Source organism: Bradyrhizobium sp. JYMT SZCCT0180 (assembly GCF_018130165.1).
Lineage (GTDB): Bacteria > Pseudomonadota > Alphaproteobacteria > Rhizobiales > Xanthobacteraceae > Bradyrhizobium.
The window spans coordinates 361,282-379,303 of record NZ_JAFCLZ010000002.1; the positions used below are offsets into that span (position 1 = coordinate 361,282).

At 64.2% G+C, this 18,022-nt stretch carries 19 protein-coding genes and 1 pseudogene; 12 read left to right on the top strand and 8 right to left on the bottom strand.

The features are described from left to right. The first annotated feature begins 110 nt into the window (after positions 1–110). Both JQ641_RS04345 and JQ641_RS04350 read left to right on the top strand, forming a co-directional pair. Positions 111–716 carry a TetR/AcrR family transcriptional regulator gene (locus tag JQ641_RS04345; RefSeq protein ID WP_211994590.1) on the top strand — a complete coding sequence of 202 codons (606 nt, stop codon included), beginning with the start codon at positions 111–113 and terminating at the stop codon, positions 714–716. Next, positions 713–1,177 carry a PaaI family thioesterase gene (locus tag JQ641_RS04350; RefSeq protein ID WP_211994591.1) on the top strand — a complete coding sequence of 155 codons (465 nt, stop codon included), beginning with the start codon at positions 713–715 and terminating at the stop codon, positions 1,175–1,177. Before JQ641_RS04345 ends, JQ641_RS04350 begins: the two co-directional genes overlap by 4 nt. 41 nt (positions 1,178–1,218) lie before the next feature. Here the strand turns inward: JQ641_RS04350 and rplI are convergent, their stop codons facing one another. The 4 genes from rplI to rpsF all read right to left on the bottom strand — a co-directional run bounded on the left by rplI (position 1,219) and on the right by rpsF (position 3,684). Next, a complete protein-coding gene (rplI, locus tag JQ641_RS04355; RefSeq protein ID WP_211994592.1) occupies positions 1,219–1,818 on the bottom strand; it encodes a 50S ribosomal protein L9 in 600 nt (199 codons plus the stop codon). A gap of 55 nt (positions 1,819–1,873) precedes the next feature. Next, complete coding sequence (locus JQ641_RS04360) at positions 1,874–2,845, bottom strand: hypothetical protein (protein WP_211994593.1); 972 nt, start codon at positions 2,843–2,845, stop codon at positions 1,874–1,876. Positions 2,846–2,968: 123 nt separating this feature from the next. Next, entirely contained in the window at positions 2,969–3,208 is a 240-nt protein-coding gene (gene rpsR / locus JQ641_RS04365) for a 30S ribosomal protein S18 (protein WP_002711478.1), read from the bottom strand. 5 nt (positions 3,209–3,213) lie between these two features. Continuing rightward, positions 3,214–3,684, bottom strand: a complete 471-nt coding sequence (gene rpsF / locus JQ641_RS04370; protein ID WP_211994594.1) for a 30S ribosomal protein S6 — start codon at positions 3,682–3,684, stop codon at positions 3,214–3,216. Between the two features lie 328 nt (positions 3,685–4,012). Here rpsF and JQ641_RS04375 point away from each other — a divergent pair, with 328 nt between their 5' ends. After that, entirely contained in the window at positions 4,013–4,738 is a 726-nt protein-coding gene (locus JQ641_RS04375) for a TetR/AcrR family transcriptional regulator C-terminal domain-containing protein (protein WP_211994595.1), read from the top strand. Then, on the top strand, positions 4,735–5,760 hold the full coding sequence (locus JQ641_RS04380) for a fatty acid desaturase family protein (RefSeq protein WP_211994596.1): 1,026 nt from the start codon (positions 4,735–4,737) through the stop codon (positions 5,758–5,760). Before JQ641_RS04375 ends, JQ641_RS04380 begins: the two co-directional genes overlap by 4 nt. Here the strand turns inward: JQ641_RS04380 and JQ641_RS04385 are convergent. Further along, positions 5,757–6,975, bottom strand: a pseudogene (locus JQ641_RS04385) (MFS transporter). The gene JQ641_RS04380 and the pseudogene JQ641_RS04385 overlap by 4 nt on opposite strands. A 350-nt stretch (positions 6,976–7,325) precedes the next feature. Here JQ641_RS04385 and fabD point away from each other — a divergent pair. The 7 genes from fabD to gmk all read left to right on the top strand — a co-directional run bounded on the left by fabD (position 7,326) and on the right by gmk (position 13,990). Further along, complete coding sequence (fabD, locus tag JQ641_RS04390) at positions 7,326–8,279, top strand: ACP S-malonyltransferase (protein WP_211994597.1); 954 nt, start codon at positions 7,326–7,328, stop codon at positions 8,277–8,279. Positions 8,280–8,302: 23 nt separating this feature from the next. Then, the gene (gene fabG, locus JQ641_RS04395; RefSeq protein WP_192740730.1) at positions 8,303–9,040 is read left to right on the top strand and encodes a 3-oxoacyl-[acyl-carrier-protein] reductase; all 738 of its coding nucleotides are present in this window, start codon (positions 8,303–8,305) and stop codon (positions 9,038–9,040) included. 304 nt (positions 9,041–9,344) lie between these two features. Next, the gene (locus tag JQ641_RS04400; RefSeq protein WP_006020277.1) at positions 9,345–9,584 is read left to right on the top strand and encodes an acyl carrier protein; all 240 of its coding nucleotides are present in this window, start codon (positions 9,345–9,347) and stop codon (positions 9,582–9,584) included. Positions 9,585–9,681: 97 nt separating this feature from the next. Further along, positions 9,682–10,947 (top strand): beta-ketoacyl-ACP synthase II, encoded by a 1,266-nt coding sequence (gene fabF / locus JQ641_RS04405; protein WP_211994598.1) that lies wholly within the window; start codon positions 9,682–9,684, stop codon positions 10,945–10,947. 126 nt (positions 10,948–11,073) lie between these two features. Then, the gene (mltG, locus tag JQ641_RS04410; RefSeq protein WP_211994599.1) at positions 11,074–12,360 is read left to right on the top strand and encodes an endolytic transglycosylase MltG; all 1,287 of its coding nucleotides are present in this window, start codon (positions 11,074–11,076) and stop codon (positions 12,358–12,360) included. Positions 12,361–12,445: 85 nt separating this feature from the next. Next, a complete protein-coding gene (locus JQ641_RS04415) occupies positions 12,446–13,333 on the top strand; it encodes a YicC/YloC family endoribonuclease (RefSeq protein WP_211994600.1) in 888 nt (295 codons plus the stop codon). 3 nt (positions 13,334–13,336) lie between these two features. After that, positions 13,337–13,990 carry a guanylate kinase gene (gene gmk / locus JQ641_RS04420; protein WP_192740726.1) on the top strand — a complete coding sequence of 218 codons (654 nt, stop codon included), beginning with the start codon at positions 13,337–13,339 and terminating at the stop codon, positions 13,988–13,990. 53 nt (positions 13,991–14,043) lie between these two features. Here gmk and JQ641_RS04425 read toward each other — a convergent pair whose 3' ends face one another. Both JQ641_RS04425 and JQ641_RS04430 read right to left on the bottom strand, forming a co-directional pair. After that, on the bottom strand, positions 14,044–15,087 hold the full coding sequence (locus JQ641_RS04425; RefSeq protein WP_211994601.1) for a hypothetical protein: 1,044 nt from the start codon (positions 15,085–15,087) through the stop codon (positions 14,044–14,046). 257 nt (positions 15,088–15,344) lie between these two features. Beyond that, complete coding sequence (locus JQ641_RS04430) at positions 15,345–15,797, bottom strand: hypothetical protein (RefSeq protein WP_249150183.1); 453 nt, start codon at positions 15,795–15,797, stop codon at positions 15,345–15,347. A 321-nt stretch (positions 15,798–16,118) separates the two neighbouring features. On the opposite strand from JQ641_RS04430, the gene JQ641_RS04435 reads away from it, so the two are divergent. Then, positions 16,119–16,415: a hypothetical protein gene (locus JQ641_RS04435; RefSeq protein WP_211994603.1), complete on the top strand. Its 297-nt coding sequence runs from the start codon at positions 16,119–16,121 to the stop codon at positions 16,413–16,415. Positions 16,416–16,462: 47 nt separating this feature from the next. Here JQ641_RS04435 and JQ641_RS04440 read toward each other — a convergent pair whose 3' ends face one another. Next, on the bottom strand, positions 16,463–17,830 hold the full coding sequence (locus tag JQ641_RS04440) for a caspase family protein (RefSeq protein WP_211994604.1): 1,368 nt from the start codon (positions 17,828–17,830) through the stop codon (positions 16,463–16,465). Positions 17,831–18,022: the final 192 nt, after the last annotated feature.

An 18,022-nucleotide genomic window follows, 5' to 3' on the forward strand; every position in this document is an offset into this window, starting at 1 on the left:
CAACAACGCACGCCTATAACGTTCGCGAACGAAAGCTCGCGAGCGGACTTGCTCAATCACCGCTAGAGTAATACTCTAGAGTAGTGATCTAACCGGCGAGGTTTGGCGTGGTGACCACGGCACGAGAGGATCTGCTGGCGGCGGGATTGGCGGTGTTCGACCGCGACGGCTTTGAGGGCGCAACCGTGGCTGCCATTCGAACCCGCGCGCGCGCGTCCAACGGCAGCTTTTTCCACTTCTTCGGATCGAAGAAGGAACTGGCCGGCACGCTGTTCCTGGAAATCCTCGGCCGCTACCATGCCGCAGTACTGGCTGGGATCGACGAACCCTGCGGCGCCCGGCAAGGCGTGGCACGCTTGATCCATGCGCATCTTGACTGGGTCGTGAACAACCGGCGCGAGGCGCGCTATCTGTTCGAGATTTCGCGCGGCGAATGGACCGAAGAAATCCGTGGTGCGCAGCGCGCGCAGAATTCGCGTCTCGCCGAGGCCGTCGAGCGCTGGCGCGCGCCGCTGATCGCGCGCGGCGAATTGCTGCCGATGACGGCGATCTTGTTCTTCAGCCAGATCATCGGGCCTGCGCAGATTTTCTGTCGCGCCTGGTTGTCGGGCCGCCACCGTGACGATCCCAGGGACCACGCCGACACCCTGATCGCCTGCGCCACCCGTGCGGTGGTCGCCATTGATGCCGGCCACAGAACAGGAGAGACCCCATGATCGCCAATACCGATCCGGAGTTCGCGCCGATCGCCACACGCATCCGCGACAATGTCGGCCGCCAGGGTTTTATGAATCATATCGGCGCCGAACTGTCCGAACTGACGCGCGGCGGGTGCACGCTTGCAGTCGACCGCCGGCCGGAGCTGTTGCAGCAGCACGGCCTGTTCCACGGCGGCGTCACGGCGTTCCTGGTCGACAATGCGACCACCATCGCGGCTGCGACGTCACGCGGCCAGCCGGCGCTCACGGCGGAATATAAATTGAATCTGTTGTCGCCAGCGGTGGGCGAGCGGCTGATCTGCCGCGCGCGGGTGATCAAGCCGGGACGTCAGGTCGCGGTGGTCGCGGCTGACGTATATTGCGTCACCGATGGCGTCGAAAAGCACACCGCAACGGCGCTCGCCTCGATCGCGATGCTCGACGAGAAAGCGGCGGCACCGATCCCAAGCCCGGCCTGATCGGCCGAGCTTGGTCTTCAACACATAAAGATCGGCCTGCGTTACTTCTCGGTCGCAGCCGGGGCCGGCGCGTCGTCGTCGTGGTGAGCTTCCGGATCGAAGAACTCGCCGGCGGCGGCCAGCGCCTCGGCGGCGGCGTCCTGATCTTCCTGACGGCTCGAGATGTCCTCGCCGCGGTTGATGCGCTCGGCTTCATCCGCGCTGCGTGCAACCGTGACGCTGACGCTGACTTCGACTTCGGGGTGCACGGCGATGGCAATCGAGTGCTTGCCGATGGTCTTGATCGGCGCGTCCAGCATGACCTGGCTGCGGCTGATGGTGACGCCGTCGGCCTCGAAGGAGGCGATGATGTCGCGCACGCTGACCGAACCGAACAATTGGCCGGTTTCGGAGGCCTGGCGCAGCACGACCACGTTGCGGTCGTTGATCTTCTCCGCGACCTTGGTGGCTTCGCCCTTGGCCTTGAGGTTGTTGGCCTCGAGTTCGGCCTTCATGCCGTCGAACTTGGAGCGATTGTCCGACGTGGCGCGCAGCGCCTTGCCGCGCTTGAGCAGAAAGTTACGGGCAAATCCGTCCCTGACTTTGACGACTTCGCCCATCTGACCGAGCTTGGCGACGCGTTCCAGCAAAATGACTTCCATATTCGTTCTCCTTTTGAAGTGGTGATGGTCCGGTTTGAGTGGATCGGTGGAATGGTTAGGCTGCAGGCACCGGCGGCGGTCTGCCGCGCATGAAGCGTTGGCGAAATCCGAATACCGCGTCGGCGAGGCCAAGCACGACCATCGCCAATACCGGCCAGCCGAACACCACGACGACGGCGTAGGCGCAGGACAGCCAGAACGCGCGGCCGTTCAGCGCCAGTGTCAGCGTGTGCAGCACGGCAAAGCCGATGATGGCGTAGGCCATCAACAAGGCGGTGGCCGTGATCTGCGCGAACAACGCGACGAGCCCGCCGACGAAACAGAACGCCAGTGCGACCGACAGCGCGACCAGCGTCATCGGCGGCAGCTCTGCGCTCTTCAGGTCCGGCCACGGCCGGTGCAGGCGGCCGGAGGTCGCGGTGATCTTGCCGGCGAGCCAGAGATTGAGCGTTAGCGTCATCATGGCGACGATCGCGGCGGCCGGCGGCGCGATGATTGCGAGCGCGCTAACCCACCGCTCGGTGTCGCCTGATGGCGCGGCATTGCGGGGCGTCAGGATTCGCATCAGGCCGCGTTTCAGTGCCGCCGTAATCGCCTCGGCGTCGCTGCCGAGCGTCAGCATGGCGGTGATCGTGGTCAGCATCGCAAAGCCTGCAACCCACAGCAGGATGCGGCCGGCCGGATACCATTCCATCGCAGGCGCGGCAGGCGGGGCGCCATTGTCTGCTTCCTCGGCGGGCAGCGGCCGTCCGAGCAGCGCGAGATGGCCGAGCCACCAGGCGGGCAGGGCGACGGTGACGACAAAGGCGATGCAGTAGGGCAGGCCGAACATCAGCCCAAGGCCAGAAGCCGCGGCGATGCCGCCGATCGTCGCCGCAAGCGGGCCCCACCCAAGGGCGGCCACCATCAGCGGCAGCGGGGCCAGATAGAACAATAGCAATGAGATCAGCGCGCCCGAGATGATCGAGGCGAACATCAGCGCCGACGCAGAGCCGGCCGCAAGCGCTATGAGTATGATCACGATCATCAGCTGTCCCGCTCCCTTCGAGCGGTTAGAGGTCTTTGGACCCCAACCATCGGCGACCGGACGACCCGGAAGCCTTATGAAAAGTCGCGATCGGCGGCACGGATGCCGCCGATCGAAATCGTCTTAGCGAATAACGTAGGGCAGCAAGCCGAGGAACCGCGAGCGCTTGATGGCGCGGGCGAGTTCACGCTGCTTCTTGGCGGAGACGGCGGTGATGCGGCTCGGCACGATCTTGCCGCGCTCGGAAACGTAACGCATCAGCAGCTTGGAATCCTTGTAGTCGATCTTCGGCGCATTCGGACCCGTGAACGGGCAGGTCTTGCGGCGGCGGAAAAACGGACGGCGTGCACCAGCTTCAGCCATGATTCTTACTCCTCAACCGCTGCGTCTTCATCGCGCGGACGGCGCGGGCCACGGTCGCCACGGAAGCCACCGCCTTCACGGTCGCCACGGAAGCCGCCTTCGCGGTCACCACGGAAACCACCACCACCACGATCGTCGCGCTCGCGATCGCGATCGGCCTTGCGCATCATGGCAGAGGGACCTTCCTCGTGCTCTTCGACGCGGACGGTGAGATAGCGGATGACGTCTTCAGAGATCCGCTCCTGGCGCTCGATCTCGGTGACCGCAGCGGAGGGCGCATCGATGTTCATCAGCACGAAATGTGCCTTGCGATTCTTGTTCATGCGATAGGTGAGGGAGCGCACGCCCCAGTTCTCGGTCTTGGTGATCTTGCCGCCGAGCCCTTCGACGATGCCCGTCATCTGGGTGGTCAGCTCTTCGACCTGCTGGGTGCTCGCATCCTGACGCGCGAGAAAAACATGCTCATAAAGAGGCATGGGTGTCCTTTCCTGTGTTGGCGCGGTTCCCGGCGGCAAGCCCTTCGAGACCTTCGGAAAGGACTCGATAATGCTCAGAAGGCGGAAGCACGGGACGACGGGCCAACTGGCCCTGCCACATCAACATCGCCGAAAGGTGAGATTGCTGAGACCGTCCGTTCAGCTCCCGGCCGGGATCCACGGATGCGCGGTTTATAGAGATTTTGAGCCCGCTGGCAAGCGTTGATGCGGGGATTTGGCCGGTTGATGCCCTGGCCGACCGCCGTCCCCAAGGGCTTCATTGACATATTTGTTTGTATATCATACAAATAAGGGACGAGAGGGCAAAATGGCTCCCAAAATGGTTTCCGAGTCCGTCGAAACCGCTCAGGCACCTGGCGACCCCAAGCACGCCGTCCGCGCCACGCGTTCGGCCGGACGCCAGATGCGTTCCCGCCTGCTGGATGGCGCCAGCCGCCTGTTCAAAGAGCGTGGCCTTTCCGGCGCCTCGATCTCGGATATCGCCGCCGCTGCCGACGCGTTTCCGAGCCAGATCACCTATTATTTCCGGACCAAGGAAGCGCTGTTCGTGGAAGCCGCCTGCCGCGACATGCTCTATCTGGCGCGCGCGACCGAGCAGGCGGCGCTGCAGGCGCATTCGCCGCGCGACTACACCCACGCGCTGGCCGAGACGGTGACGGCGACGGACTCGGTGGCCTTCTTCGCCGAGGCGCTGACGCTGACGCGCCGCCGCCAGGATCTCGCGCCGCTGGTCGAGCGCACCATCGAGCGGCTGCACAGCGAGGGCGCACGCGCCTATGCCAGCCAGGTCGAGCGGCACGGCTGGCGCTCGCTGCGCGCGCCGGAAGAAAGTTCGCGCAGGTTCTGGGCCGTTGCGATCGGCGTGATCGTGGAGGGCTATGCCATGGGCCGCGCGGCCGAGCAGATGTGCGGCGAGTTGCTGCGCTCGCTCGGTGAGCAGGCGACGACCTCTTCCGTTGACAGCGCGCGCCTGCGCCTCGTCGGCAATCCCACGTCAGCTTCCGATTCACCCGAAGGGGAGACGTCGTCATGACCGCGCTTCGCATGCGTGCCCGTGATTTCCTGAGCGAGGATGAATTGATCGCCGTGCGCCGGCGTTCGACCTGGAAAGGCGTTGCCCTGATCGTGCATGCTTGGGCATTGATCGTTGGCTCGATCGCGCTGGTGGCCTGGTGGCCCAATCCGCTGACGTTCGTGCTGGCCGTCGGCATCATCGGCTCGCGCCAGCTCGGGCTTGCGATCCTGATGCATGACGGCGCGCATGGCTGCCTGTCGGCCGACGAGAAAACCAACCTGACCCTGAGCCAGTGGTTCTGCGCCTATCCGGTGTTTGCCGAGACCCGCGCCTATCGCCGCTATCACCTGCAGCATCATGCGCGCACCCAGCAGGAGGACGATCCCGATCTCATTCTGTCGGCGCCGTTTCCGATTACGAAGATGAGCTATCGCCGCAAATTCCTCCGCGATATCACCGGGCAGACCGGTTATCAGCAGCGCAAGGCGCAATTGCTCAACGCGCTCGGTCCGGCGGAATGGCCGCTGTCGAAGCGCGCTGCCCATTTCTGGGAAAAGCTCGGTCCGCAGTTCGCGGTCAATGCGGTGATGTTCGCAGGCCTTGCCGCTGCCGGCGTGTGGTGGGCCTATCCACTGCTATGGCTGCTGCCGCTCTTCACCTGGCAGATGGTGATCACCCGCATCCGCAATATCGCCGAGCACGCCGTGGTGCCCGACAGCAGCGATCCCTTGCGCAACACCCGCACCACGCATGCCGGTTTCCTCGAGCGGCTGTTCGTCGCGCCCTATTACGTGAACTATCATCTCGAGCATCATCTGCTGTTCTACGTGCCCTGCTACAACCTGCCGCGCGTCCACCGCATTCTGAGCCAAAGCCGGCATGCCGACCGCATGGAAGTGCAGCCGAACTATGCCGCCGTGCTGCGCCTTGCGACCGCAAAGCCCAACCAGCAGGATCGCCCGGGCCAGCTCGTGAGCAGCGCGCGCCGCGCACGTGCCGGGGCCGAGGTCGGCGGCGATCAGAAGGCCGGCGGCTTCTAGCCGCCGCTGGCGCGTGTTCGGCCGGCTTGCGCATGGGCGCGGCGAAGCAGCACGAACAGAAACGCCAACAGCACCGCGGCCGACAGGGCAAGCGACCAGTGAATGCCGATCGCCGCGCCGAACAGACCCACGGTGATGCCGCTGAAGGCGCGCATGCCGAGTCCGGCCATGTTGAACAGGCCGACGACGCGGCCGCGAATGTTGGCGGGAGCGTTCAACTGGACCATGGTCTGCGCCATCGTGTTGAACGACAGCTCGAAGAATCCTGCGGCGAACAGCAGCGCGATCGCAAGCGAGTAGATCCCGACCGATGCGAATGCGAGCAGCGACAGCGCCCATAGAATGGCAAGGACGATGGCCGTCTGAGGTGTCGCTCTGAGCCGCCCCCACGCTTCGAGCGCGATGCCCGCGAGCAGTGCGCCGGCGGCGTCGGCGGCCAGCAGCACGCTGTAGGCCACGCCGGGGTCGCCGTGGCCGAGATCGACGGCAAAGCCCGGCATCTGGGCGTGGTAGGCGTTGCCGATCATGAAGGAGGTCAGTCCGGCGAGCAGCGTCATCGAGATCAGGACAGGGTAGGTGCCGATGACGCGGATGGTCTGCACGATGTCGGCAAGGCCGCGGACGGCGAGGCGCTTTGCCACTGCGCCCTGGGCGCTGATGGGCGCCCAGAACAGCCAGAGCAGCATCGGGAGATAGAACACCGTGTTGAGAATGATGCCGTGGGAGGGTCCCAGCGCCAGCATGATCACGCCGCCCGCGGCGGGACCTACCAGGATGCCCAGATAGCGCGCCATCGCGTTCAGCCGTACCGCGCTCGGCAGATCGGCGGGGCCGACGATATCGTAAAGCAGCAGCTGGTTCGGCGTCTGCCACAGCACGCCGGCGCAGCCGTGGATGACCAGGAGCAGCATCGCGTGCCACATCTGAAGCGTGTCGGTAATGAAGAAAATTCCCCAACCCGCCGACGCCACGATGAACAGCAGCATCCCGCACTGAATGATGCGACGGACGCGGATCGAACCGGTCGGCGAGCCCGCCGACGGCGACGGAAAACAGCAAAAAGGGCAGCCAGTGCGACAGCACCGCAAAGCCCGCCAGCGCGGGTGAATGGAATTTCTGGAACACCACCCAATAGCTGATCACGTGCTCGACATTGTCGGCCATCATGGCCAGCACGTAGGCGATGAACTGGGCCCGATAGGGCTGCGACTTCATGGCCGCGAACGAGCTGGACGCCACGGGTTTCGCAGAAGGTTCAGGACTCAAGAGATCACCTGGGTAAGACTTGACCGGGCTCGGCGATTGCGGGGCTGGCGCCGCATCCGTGTGCGCTCGCGCCGTTACACGCTTGTTGCAGGACGCTCAAGACAGCAGGAGTGGCTTCGGTGCCGAAATAGCTGGGTTGATCGATATCTGCGATGATCCCGGCGAGCGCCGCGGCGAGGTTCCAGGCGGCGCGGCCAATTTTGCACCGCGATTGCTTGTGCGATGCACGCTCCGTCCGGCTTGACAGGGCGGCGAAACCCGGTGTCTTACGGCTGCACTTGATGGAGTTTTGAGCCAAAATGACCGCAGCATTCACCTTTCCAGGCCAGGGGTCGCAGGCCGTGGGTATGGGCAAGGCCTTGGCGGACGCCTTTCCGGCCGCGCGGGCGGTATTCGACGAGGTCGATGCGGCGCTCGGCGAAAAGCTGACCGCGATCATCTGGGACGGGCCTGCCGAAACCCTCCAGCTCACCGAAAATGCCCAGCCGGCCCTGATGGCGGTCTCGATCGCGACCTTGCGCGTGCTGGAGACCGAGGCTGGATTCTCAGTCGGGCGGGACGCCGCCTTCGTGGCCGGTCACTCGCTCGGCGAATATTCGGCGCTGGCTGCGGCCGGCAGCCTCAGTATCAGCGATACCGCGCGCCTGCTCCGCACCCGCGGCCTTGCGATGCAAAAGGCCGTGCCGGTCGGCGTCGGCGCCATGGCCGCGCTGCTTGGTCTGGACTACGAGGCGGCGGTGGCTGTCGCGGCTGAAGCTGCGCAGGATCAGGTCTGTCAGGCCGCCAATGACAATGGCGGCGGGCAGGTGGTGGTCTCCGGCGACAAGGCCGCGGTCGAGCGCGCGCTCGAAATTGCAAAGACCAAGGGCGCCAAGCGCGCGATGCCGCTGCCGGTGTCCGCGCCGTTCCATTGCAAGCTGATGCAGCCCGCGGCCGACGCCATGGCGAAGGCGCTGGCCGATGTGACGATCAAGGCGCCGGCTTCGCCGCTCGTGTCGAACGTGCTGGCCGCGCCGATCACCGATCCGGACGAAATTCGTCGCCGCCTGATCGAGCAGGTCACGGGTACCGTGCGCTGGCGCGAGTCGGTCGCCTATATGGCGTCCCAGGGCGTGACGCGCTTTTTCGAGATCGGCGCCGGCAAGGTGCTGAGCGGGCTGGTCAAGCGCATCGCCGATGGTGCGGTCGGCGTTTCAGTCGGTGGGCCCGGGGACATTGCCGCCGCCAAGGACGCATTGGCGGCTTCGAAGTAAGCTTGCCGAACAAGGAGATTTCGATGTTCGATTTGACGGGCAGGACGGCGCTGGTGACCGGCGCGACCGGCGGCATTGGCAACGCCATCGCGCAGGCACTGCATGCGCAGGGCGCGACGGTGGCGATCTCGGGCACGCGCCGCGAAGTGCTGGATGCCTTCGCCACCAAGCTCGGCGAGCGCGTTCACGTGCTGCCGTGCAATCTTTCCGACAGCGCGGAAGTCGAGGCCCTGGTGCCCGCGGCGGAAGCGGCGATGGGGCAGGTCGATATCCTGATCGCCAATGCCGGTATCACCCGCGACAACCTGTTCGTGCAATTGCGCGACGAGGATTGGGACGACGTCATCAACGTCAACCTGACGGCGACCTTCCGCCTGGCGCGCGCCGCGACCAAATTGATGATGCGCAAGCGCTTCGGCCGCATCATTGCCATCACCTCGATCGTCGGTGTGACCGGCAATCCCGGACAGGCCAATTACACCGCGTCGAAGGCGGGAATCATCGGCCTGATCAAGACGCTGGGCGGCGAATACGCCAAGCGCAACGTGACCGCCAATTGCATCGCCCCCGGATTCATCAAGACGCCGATGACGGATGCGCTCAACGACAAGCAGCGCGAGACCATCCTGTCGAAGGTTCCTGCAGCACGGCTGGGAACGCCCGAGGACATCGCCGCGGCGGCGGTTTATCTCAGTTCGAACGAGGCGGCTTACGTCACCGGGCAAACCATCCACGTCAACGGCGGAATGGCCATGATTTGAGCCGGTTACGGCCCGATCGATGCGGCGAAGGGCCGTTTCGGGCGGCCGGCCGAGGGCTTGTAGTCAACGGTAGGGAAGTATGATAACCGAACCACCGACGGATGGGCAAACAAGGCCATTGCAGGATTTTGAAACCCTGTATATTGGCGTGGCGACGCCTGCCGTTCGCCGGGCCTTTGTCGGCTACCACCGTGCCGAATCAAGACTATGCGCGATTGCGAAGGAAGTTTAACGACCACGATGGCTCGTATCGTCTTGCGGTATCTTGGGGTCGGGTCCAATGGAACAAGCACGAGGTTGAACGATGAGTGAGATTGGCGAGCGGGTTAAGAAGATTGTGGTCGAGCACCTCGGTGTTGAACCCGAGAAGGTGGTCGATGCGGCAAGTTTCATCGATGACCTTGGCGCTGACAGCCTCGACACCGTCGAGCTTGTGATGGCATTTGAAGAAGAGTTCGGTTGCGAGATTCCCGATGACGCCGCGGAAACGATTCTGACCGTCGGCGACGCGACGAAATTTCTCGAAAAGAACGCGAAAAGCTGACGCCCCCGCGCGGTGCGCATAGAGCCGGACGGGCCGTTGTCGAACGGTCCCCCGGTTTCTTGTTATGGACCGCCAGTTTCGGGCCGGAGTTTTTGATATGAGGCGGGTTGTCGTCACGGGGCTGGGCATGGTTACGCCACTCGGCTGCGGCGTTGACGCAACGTGGACGCGTATCCTCGCCGGCCGGAGCGGCGCCAGGCGAATCGAGACCTTCGAAGTTGCCGATCTCTCCAGCCAGATCGCCTGCGTGATTCCACGCGGCGACGGCAGCGGCGGCACCTTCAATCCGGACCAGTGGATGGAGCCAAAGGACCAGCGCAAGGTCGATGATTTCATCATCTTTGCGATGGCCGCCGCGCGTCAGGCGCTCGACGACGCCGATTGGCATCCCGAGACCGAAGAGGACAAATGCGCGACCGGCACCCTGATCGGGTCCGGAATCGGCGGCCTGTCCGGCATCGCCGATACCGCGCTGCTGCTCAAGGAGCGCGGGCCCCGCAAGGTCTCGCCGTTCTTCATTCCAGGGCGGCTGATCAATCTCGCTTCCGGCTACGTCTCGATCGAGCACGGCCTCAAGGGACCCAACCATTCCGTCGTCACCGCATGTTCGACCGGCGCACACGCGATCGGCGATGCCAGCCGCCTGATCACGCTCGGCGACGCCGAGGTGATGGTGGCGGGCGGAACCGAATCGCCGATCTGCCGGCTGGCGATGGCGGGCTTCTGCGCGGCGCGTGCGCTCTCGACCGCCTTCAACGACACGCCGGAACGGGCTTCGCGTCCCTACGACAAGGATCGCGACGGCTTCGTGATGGGCGAGGGCGCCGGCATCGTGGTGCTCGAGGAATATGAACACGCCAAAAAGCGCGGCGCGAAAATCTACGCCGAGGTGATCGGCTACGGCCTGTCGGGTGACGCCTATCACATCACCTCACCGGCGCCGGACGGCGATGGTGCCTTCCGCAGCATGAGTGCGGCGTTGAAACGCGCTGGGATCAGCGCGTCCGATATCGACTACATCAACGCGCACGGCACCTCGACGCAGATCGGCGACGAGATCGAGCTCGGCGCGGTGGAGCGGTTGCTCGGCAATGCAACTTCCAAGGTGTCGATGTCGTCGACCAAATCGTCGACCGGGCATCTGCTCGGTGCGGCCGGCGCGATCGAGGCGATTTTCAGCATCCTTGCGATTCGCGACAACATCGCCCCGCCCACCATCAATCTGGAAAATCCGTCGGTGGAGACGGCGATCGATCTCGTGCCTCAAGCGGCGCGCCAACGCGAGATCAACGTCGCGTTGTCGAATTCTTTCGGTTTCGGAGGTACCAACGCCTCCGTCATCGTTCGGCGCATAGTTAGTTAGCAAGTGTTTAGAGCGACTCCACCGTTTTGCCGTATTCGGCGATGACTCCTAGACGTGGGCGTATGCTATTGGCCGGGCAGGGGTTTGTCAGGCCACGATTGAACCGGCAGGATTCAGGTTGCATCGATGAGTGAAAGGCCGCCCATTTCCCCCCGGAGCCCGCGCGCTGCGCTGGAGCCCGAGCAGGTACCGCCGCCGCCGAAGCGGTCCGAGCGCGCCCGCAATCTGTTTGTCGTGATCGGTAACGCCATCATCACCATTCTGATCATTTTGATGATCGGCGCGGGGACCGCGTATTATTACGGGCGCCAGCTTTTGGAGACGCCAGGTCCACTGCAGGAAGACAAGATCGTCAATATTCCGGCACGTGCCGGCAAAAGAGACATTGCCGACGCGTTGCAGCGCGAGGGCGTGATCAACGTCAATCCGTGGCTGTTCATCGGCAGCGTGTTTGCGCTGAAGGCGAGTTCCGACCTCAAGCCCGGCGAATACTCGTTCCAGAAGCGCGCCAGCCTGCGCGATGTCATCGCGACCATCGTCGAGGGCAAGGTGGTGCAGCACAGCGTCACCATTCCCGAAGGCTTGACCTCCGAACAGATCGTGGCGCGCCTCACCGACAACGACCTGTTCTCGGGCTCGCTGAAGGAAATGCCGCGCGAGGGCACGCTGCTGCCGGAAACCTATAAATTCCCGCGCGGCACCAGCCGCGAACAGGTAGTCCAGCGCATGCAGCAGACCCAGAAGCGGATGCTCGCGGAAGTCTGGGAACGCCGCAATCCGGACATTCCGGTCAAATCGCCGGAGGCGTTGATTACGCTTGCCTCGATCGTCGAGAAGGAAACCGGCCGGGCCGACGAGCGCAGCCGGGTCGCCGCTGTCTTCACCAACCGGCTGCGACAGAAGATGAAGCTGCAGTCCGATCCGACCATCATCTACGGGCTGGTGGGCGGCAAGGGTACGCTGGGCCGGCCGATCAAGCGCTCCGAGATCACCCAGCCGTCGCCCTACAACACCTATGTGATCGAGGGCTTGCCGCCGGGCCCGATCGCCAATCCCGGCCGCGCCTCGCTCGAGGCGGTCGCCAACCCGGCGCGGACCCGCGACCTGTTCTTCGTCGCCGATGGCAGCGGCGGACATACCTTCACCGAAACCTACGACCAGCATCAGAAAAACGTCGCCAAGCTGCGGGTGCTGGAAAAGCAGATCCAGAACGACACCGTCGAACCGGCCGAAGAGGCCGCACCGCCTGCAGCGGCTGGTACGCCGGCGGCCGACACCAACCCGACGGCGACCACGCCGAAACCGACGGGGACGAAGCGGCAGCCCGCACGTCCGGCGGCGCCTGCGGCAGCCCCCGGCGCCCGCCAGGGCGCGGCGCAATCGACCACCACGGCGCCGGTGGTTCAGCGCTAAGTCAATTCCATCAGGCGTGAATTCGTTTTAAGCTCGCGCCGCACCCCGAGTCTGGCATCTCCCTGTTTTCGGAAAGTTTTACGCGATGGCGCTATCGAGCATGACCGGCTTTGCCCGGAGCAACGGCGCCAGCGGTCCGTACACGTTCGAGTGGGAACTGAAGTCGGTCAACGCCAAGGGCTTTGACCTGCGGCTGCGGCTGCCGCCTGGATGGGACGAACTCGAGGCTTTCGCCAAGAAGCGGGCCGGCGAGGTGCTGTCGCGGGGCACGGTCTACGCCAATCTCAACGTCAAGCGGGCCAACGCGGTCTCGACCATCCGCATCAATGAGGACGTGCTCAACTCGATCGTAAAGGTCGCGGGTGTGCTCGCCGGCAAGATCGATGCGGTTGCGCCCAGCATCGATGGTCTGCTCGGCATCAAGGGCGTCATCGAGGTGGTCGAGCCCGAAAGCGATGAGGCCGAAGACAAGGCGGCCAAAGACGCCGCGGCCGTCGCCTTCGAGCAGGCGCTGGCCAATCTGGTCGAGATGCGCCGCCGTGAGGGCGTCACGCTCGGGCAGATCCTCAACCAGCGCATGGATGAGATCGAGAAGCTCGCGAACAGGGCCGAGGCTGCGCCCGGCCGCAAGCCCGAGGCGATCAGGGCGCGGCTGGCCGAACAGGTCGCAGCGCTGCTGGAAACATCAGATCGTTTCGATCCTGACCGGCTCAATCAGGAAGCGATCATGATCGCGGCCAAAGCCGACATCCGCGAGGAGCTCGACCGCATCGCCTCCCACATCGCCCAGGCCCGCGAGATGATCGGCAAGGGCGGCCCGGTGGGGCGCCGGCTGGATTTTCTCGCCCAGGAGTTCAACCGCGAGGTCAACACCTGCTGCTCGAAATCGAACGATCTGGAGTTGACCAATACCGGGCTCGAGATGAAAAACGTGGTGGAGCAGTTCCGCGAGCAGGTCCAGAATCTGGAGTGAGCGATGACGGCTGGTGGATTCGACGGGGTTGAGCGGCGCGGACTGATGTTCGTGCTGTCCTCACCGTCAGGCGCGGGCAAGACCACGCTGTCGCGGATGCTGATCGACAAGATGCCTGGCCTGAAGATGTCGGTGTCGGCGACCACGCGGCCGATGCGGCCGGGAGAGGTCGACGGGCGCGACTATTTCTTCGTCGACAAACCGAAATTCGAAGCAATGGCCAAGAAGGGCGAATTGCTCGAATGGGCCACCGTGTTCGACAATCGCTATGGAACGCCGCGTGCGCCGGTCGAGGCCGCGCTGTCGGCCGGGCAGGACGTACTGTTCGATATCGACTGGCAGGGCACGCAACAATTGCGCGAGAAAGCCCGCGCCGACGTGGTCAGCGTGTTCATCCTGCCGCCGTCGGCTGCCGACCTCGAAAAGCGCCTGCACACCCGCGCCCAGGATTCAGACGAGGTCATTCGCGGAAGGATGGACCGCGCCACCCACGAACTGAGCCATTGGGCGGAATACGACTACATCGTCATCAACCAGGACGTCGACCATGCCTTCGCCGAGGTGCAGTCGATCCTCAAGGCCGAGCGGCTCAAGCGCGAGCGCCGCACCGGACTGACGGAATTCGTTCGCGGCCTGCAGCGCCAGCTCGAAAAGTAATTCCGACGGCGGTCGCAGGCCGAGTCTATGCCCGGACTACGCGACGCCCGGCCTTACGTATGCGCACTGCGCGCCAATCGCGCCAGCATCTCCGTTACCCGCCGCTCCGGATCGTCGGGCGCGCGCGGATCGCGGGGAACGTCGCGCGGAGTATTGCTGCGCCAGACCGGCGTCTCGTCCGGGAACATCGATGGCGAGTTCCGTTCGGTCGGGATCGAATCCCAGATCGCTCGGCGATCACCGCGCGCTTCCAGCGGGATCGCCTGCGCGCGGCCGAACCGGTAAACCAGACTTGCCGTAATTCCTGCCAGCGCGAGTGCACCAGCCATTACCAGCAGCAGCATCTGCATCGATGCCGACCGTCTTTCCTGCGATGCGTCCGCGGCAGCGAGCGCAACCGGGGGGATGGCGGGCGGCGGGGCCGCTGTGGGATTGGCTTGTAGGCTCTGGGTTTGAAGGCTTGGGGTTTGAAGGTTCTGGGTCTGGAGGCTTTGGGTCTGCGGGTTTTGAGTCTGCGGGATCTGCGATGGCTCGGCCGCAGCAAGGCGCGGACCGCTCGAGGGGCTGACGCCCGAAGATTCCGGCCAGCGCGATGCGATGGACGATGGCGGTTGCGAGTCTGGTGCGGCCGCAATTTGGTTATTTGCGATTTTGGCAACGGGCACGGTGCCCGTGCTCCGCGGCTCGATCAAATCCTCGACGCGCGCCTGCGGCGCGGTCAGTTCGGCGCGCGCGTTGGCGATCGATTTGCGCGCATTGAAGCTCTGCTGCGGCGAAACGGCATTGGCCGCCTCCGCCGATGCGGAATCCGATGCTGCAGGCGCGGATGAAGATTCCTTCGGCGCGGCGCGCGCGGTCTTGTTCTTCGCTTCGCCGATGTACCAGCAATTGCGTTTGGTGGCGTGATCGACCCGGTAATACCAATGACCGCCTGCCGGCAAAGCCCCTTTTGGACGCGTCAGGCAGCTGTCCGCCGTTTTCGCGCTGTTCTCCTTGCTGGTATCTTTGGCGGCATCCTGCGCAACGGCAGCGAAACTGGTTCCCGCCAGAATACTGGCGAAGAACGCCGAGATGAATTTCGCTGAACGCTTTGACATGGCCATCCCCGATGGTGATACGCGACACTTACGTCTCAAGTTTTCGTTAAAGACTTGGGTCGTAATGGGCCGCAATTTCGGAGCGGGTAGGGCATAATTGGGGCTCGCCAGCCCAATATGCGAAGCGGACGGGAGGCTAGAGTCTTTTCCGTTCCGATTGAATCGAACGGGCCTCTAGCTTCTTGATTTGACGCGTTTTCTTGACGCGAACCGGTAGCCACTTCGCTGGAAAACGCTCTAGAAAACAGGCACGAAAGCTATTGTTTGCTGGCCGTCCACGTTCCAGCGCAACCGGTCGATTGCCGGAACGTTCCGGAACCGCTGCGGCCGGAGAGACGGCCGGAACTGGTGACCGTGACGCCGTTGAAATTGCCGACCGTGCGGGCGGAACCGTTGCCGCTGACGCTGCCACTGACGCCCTGGGCGATGATCCTGCCGCTGGTCACGACCACCGCGCCGGTCGTGGTACCGCCGCAGCCGACGGATGTGACCATCCAAGCGCCGTCGAAATTGCCGCCGCCACCACCGCCACTGCGCGAGGCGCGGCGTGGGCTCTCGGCTTCGGACTTGCTGCGCCGTGCGGGCTTCTCCGTCTCAATCGCGCGCGGCGTGGCGCGAGATCCGGACAGTGATTTCTCGTCATTGCCGATACTGCCGCCGGCGCTGCCGGATTGCGCCAGGCTGGCGCTTACTCCGAATGCGGCTGACATCAACAGACTGAACAGAGCAATCCTGAGCGAGCGTTGAACAGCGGCGTTTTGCATAAACAGGTGCCCTCAATTTCTCGAATGTAATGCCGGCTAAGACGAGCGGAAATCAAACGGGATGCTTACTGTTTCGACGCTGTCCACGTTCCGGAACAGCCGTCCGATCGCCTGAACGTTCCGGCGCCGCTGCGGCCCGTGAAACGGCCGGAGCTGCTCCAACTCAAACCCGAGACGGATCCGCCTGACGTCGTAGAGCCACTTGAATTGACCTGACCGGAACTCAATTCACCCGAGATCCTGCCGCCGCTGATTACGAACCGCTCGGTGCTGTTGCCGCAGCCCTGGGATTGGGCAACCCATGTGCCGTCGAAACTGCCGCCGCCGCCGCCACCACCGCCGCTCTTCCGCGAAACGCGACGCGGTTCGTCGGGCTCGGCTCTGGGTTTGCTGCGCCGTGCGGGCTTCTCGGTCTCGACCGCGCGCGGCGTCGTGCGCGATCCCGACAGCGATTTCTCGTCATTGCCGATGCTGCCGCCGGTGCTGCCGGATTGCGCGAAGCCGGTCGTTCCGAACCCAACCGACATCAAAAGGCAGAGCAGACCAACCTTGATCGAACGTTGAACAGCGTTTTGCATAAATCGGTGCTTTCAATGTCTCGAATGTAAAATCTAGCGGCCGGATCCGTCGGCACAGACCGCACCGATGACGCGGCAAGACTTGCCAGCCTTGCTGCACTCGTCAAGCGCGGCCTCCTTGGCGCGCTGGACCGTGTCGCGCTGAACCAGCGAGTAAGAATTCCCCGAGATTGCGAACGCGCCGCAGCGCGATCCATAGAAGCTCAGCTCGAGCGGACATTTGCTCGATCCGCAATTCTTGAGCGCATCGTCGACCGCCGCGCGCCGTGAAGTGTGATTCCAGGAGATGCCCCATTTGTTGCTGTCGGGCCCATAGACGATCGAGCCCCAGGGCTTGAGATCGTCCATCTTGCGTAGCCGCGTCAGCACGCCCTCGGTGGCCTCGCCGGTCGGCGTCATGCTGCTCTTGGCCTGGAACTGGCTGATCGCCAGCCGCATGCCGTTCTTGCTGTCGAGCGGCTCCGGATCGAAATTGTGCTCGTAGAGCCGGTCGCTCAATTCCCTGAGCAGCGCGACGTCCTTGATCGGGATCCGGTCGGGATCGGGGCGCAGCGTGGTGGAGAGCTGCGGCGCCGGTTGCGGTGCGACCGCGACCTGCGGCGAGGCGGGCGAGCTCGGCGCGACAAAGTAGAACGTGCCGTCGATCGGCGAAGACGATACCCAGGGCTGCTGCGCGCCGCCGGTCTCGCGTTTCACCGCGAGGCCGACCTGGTTGAAGGTCTGGAAAATATCGAGGCCCGATTGCTTGATGGTCGCCGCCAGCGCCTTGGTGTAGGGGCTGTTGCCGCCGGTGCCGTCCTGCGCGACGTTGCCGGGCTGCGTCGCGTAGGAGATCAGCGTGCCTTCCGGTGCGCGCATCTGGGCGAGGCCGCCGTCGGAGGCGCGCAGGCCGCGCGCGCCGAACGGATTGTTACGGCAGGCATCGAGGATCACCATGTTGAGCCGCGTGCCCGAGCCCTGCATCTGGCGCAGCACGAGGTTGACGTCCACCATCTGGAAATCGACATCGGCCTCGCGCGTCGGATTGGCGCCGACCGGGACCAGATAGTTCGAACCCGCGACCTGAACGCCGTGGCCGGCGTAGTAGAACAGTGCGACATCGGCGCCCTGGACCTGGCGACCGAAATTCTGCACGGCGGTGTCCATGGCCGATTTGTCGAGATCGAGCTGGGCGCGGCCGCCGACCAGGGTAAAACCGAGACCGGCGAGCGTGCTGGCCATCAGCGCCGCGTCGTTGCGGGGATTGTCGAGCCGGGGAACGTTTTGATAGGCGGAGTTGCCCACCACCAGCGCGATACGTTTCTCGGCGGCGGCGGGCGCGGCTGACAGCAGCGACAGCAGCGACAGCAGAAGCGCCAACGCTGAAAACGCCCAGACCTTGCCGCTGAAAGCCCCGCGCATTTCCAATAATTCCCCGCAATATGGCGGCAAGATAACAGCCTGCGCCGCCCGCGAAAAGCGGGCCGGACGTCCGATCGGTGCGGCCTAATGTTTCGACAGCGTCGTTGCGCGGTGGGTAACGTCGCTGCAAGGCCGAGGCGTGACGCCGGTCGAGCTTTGTGGCAGTTTTCGCCTGACAGGACCAAGAGAGAG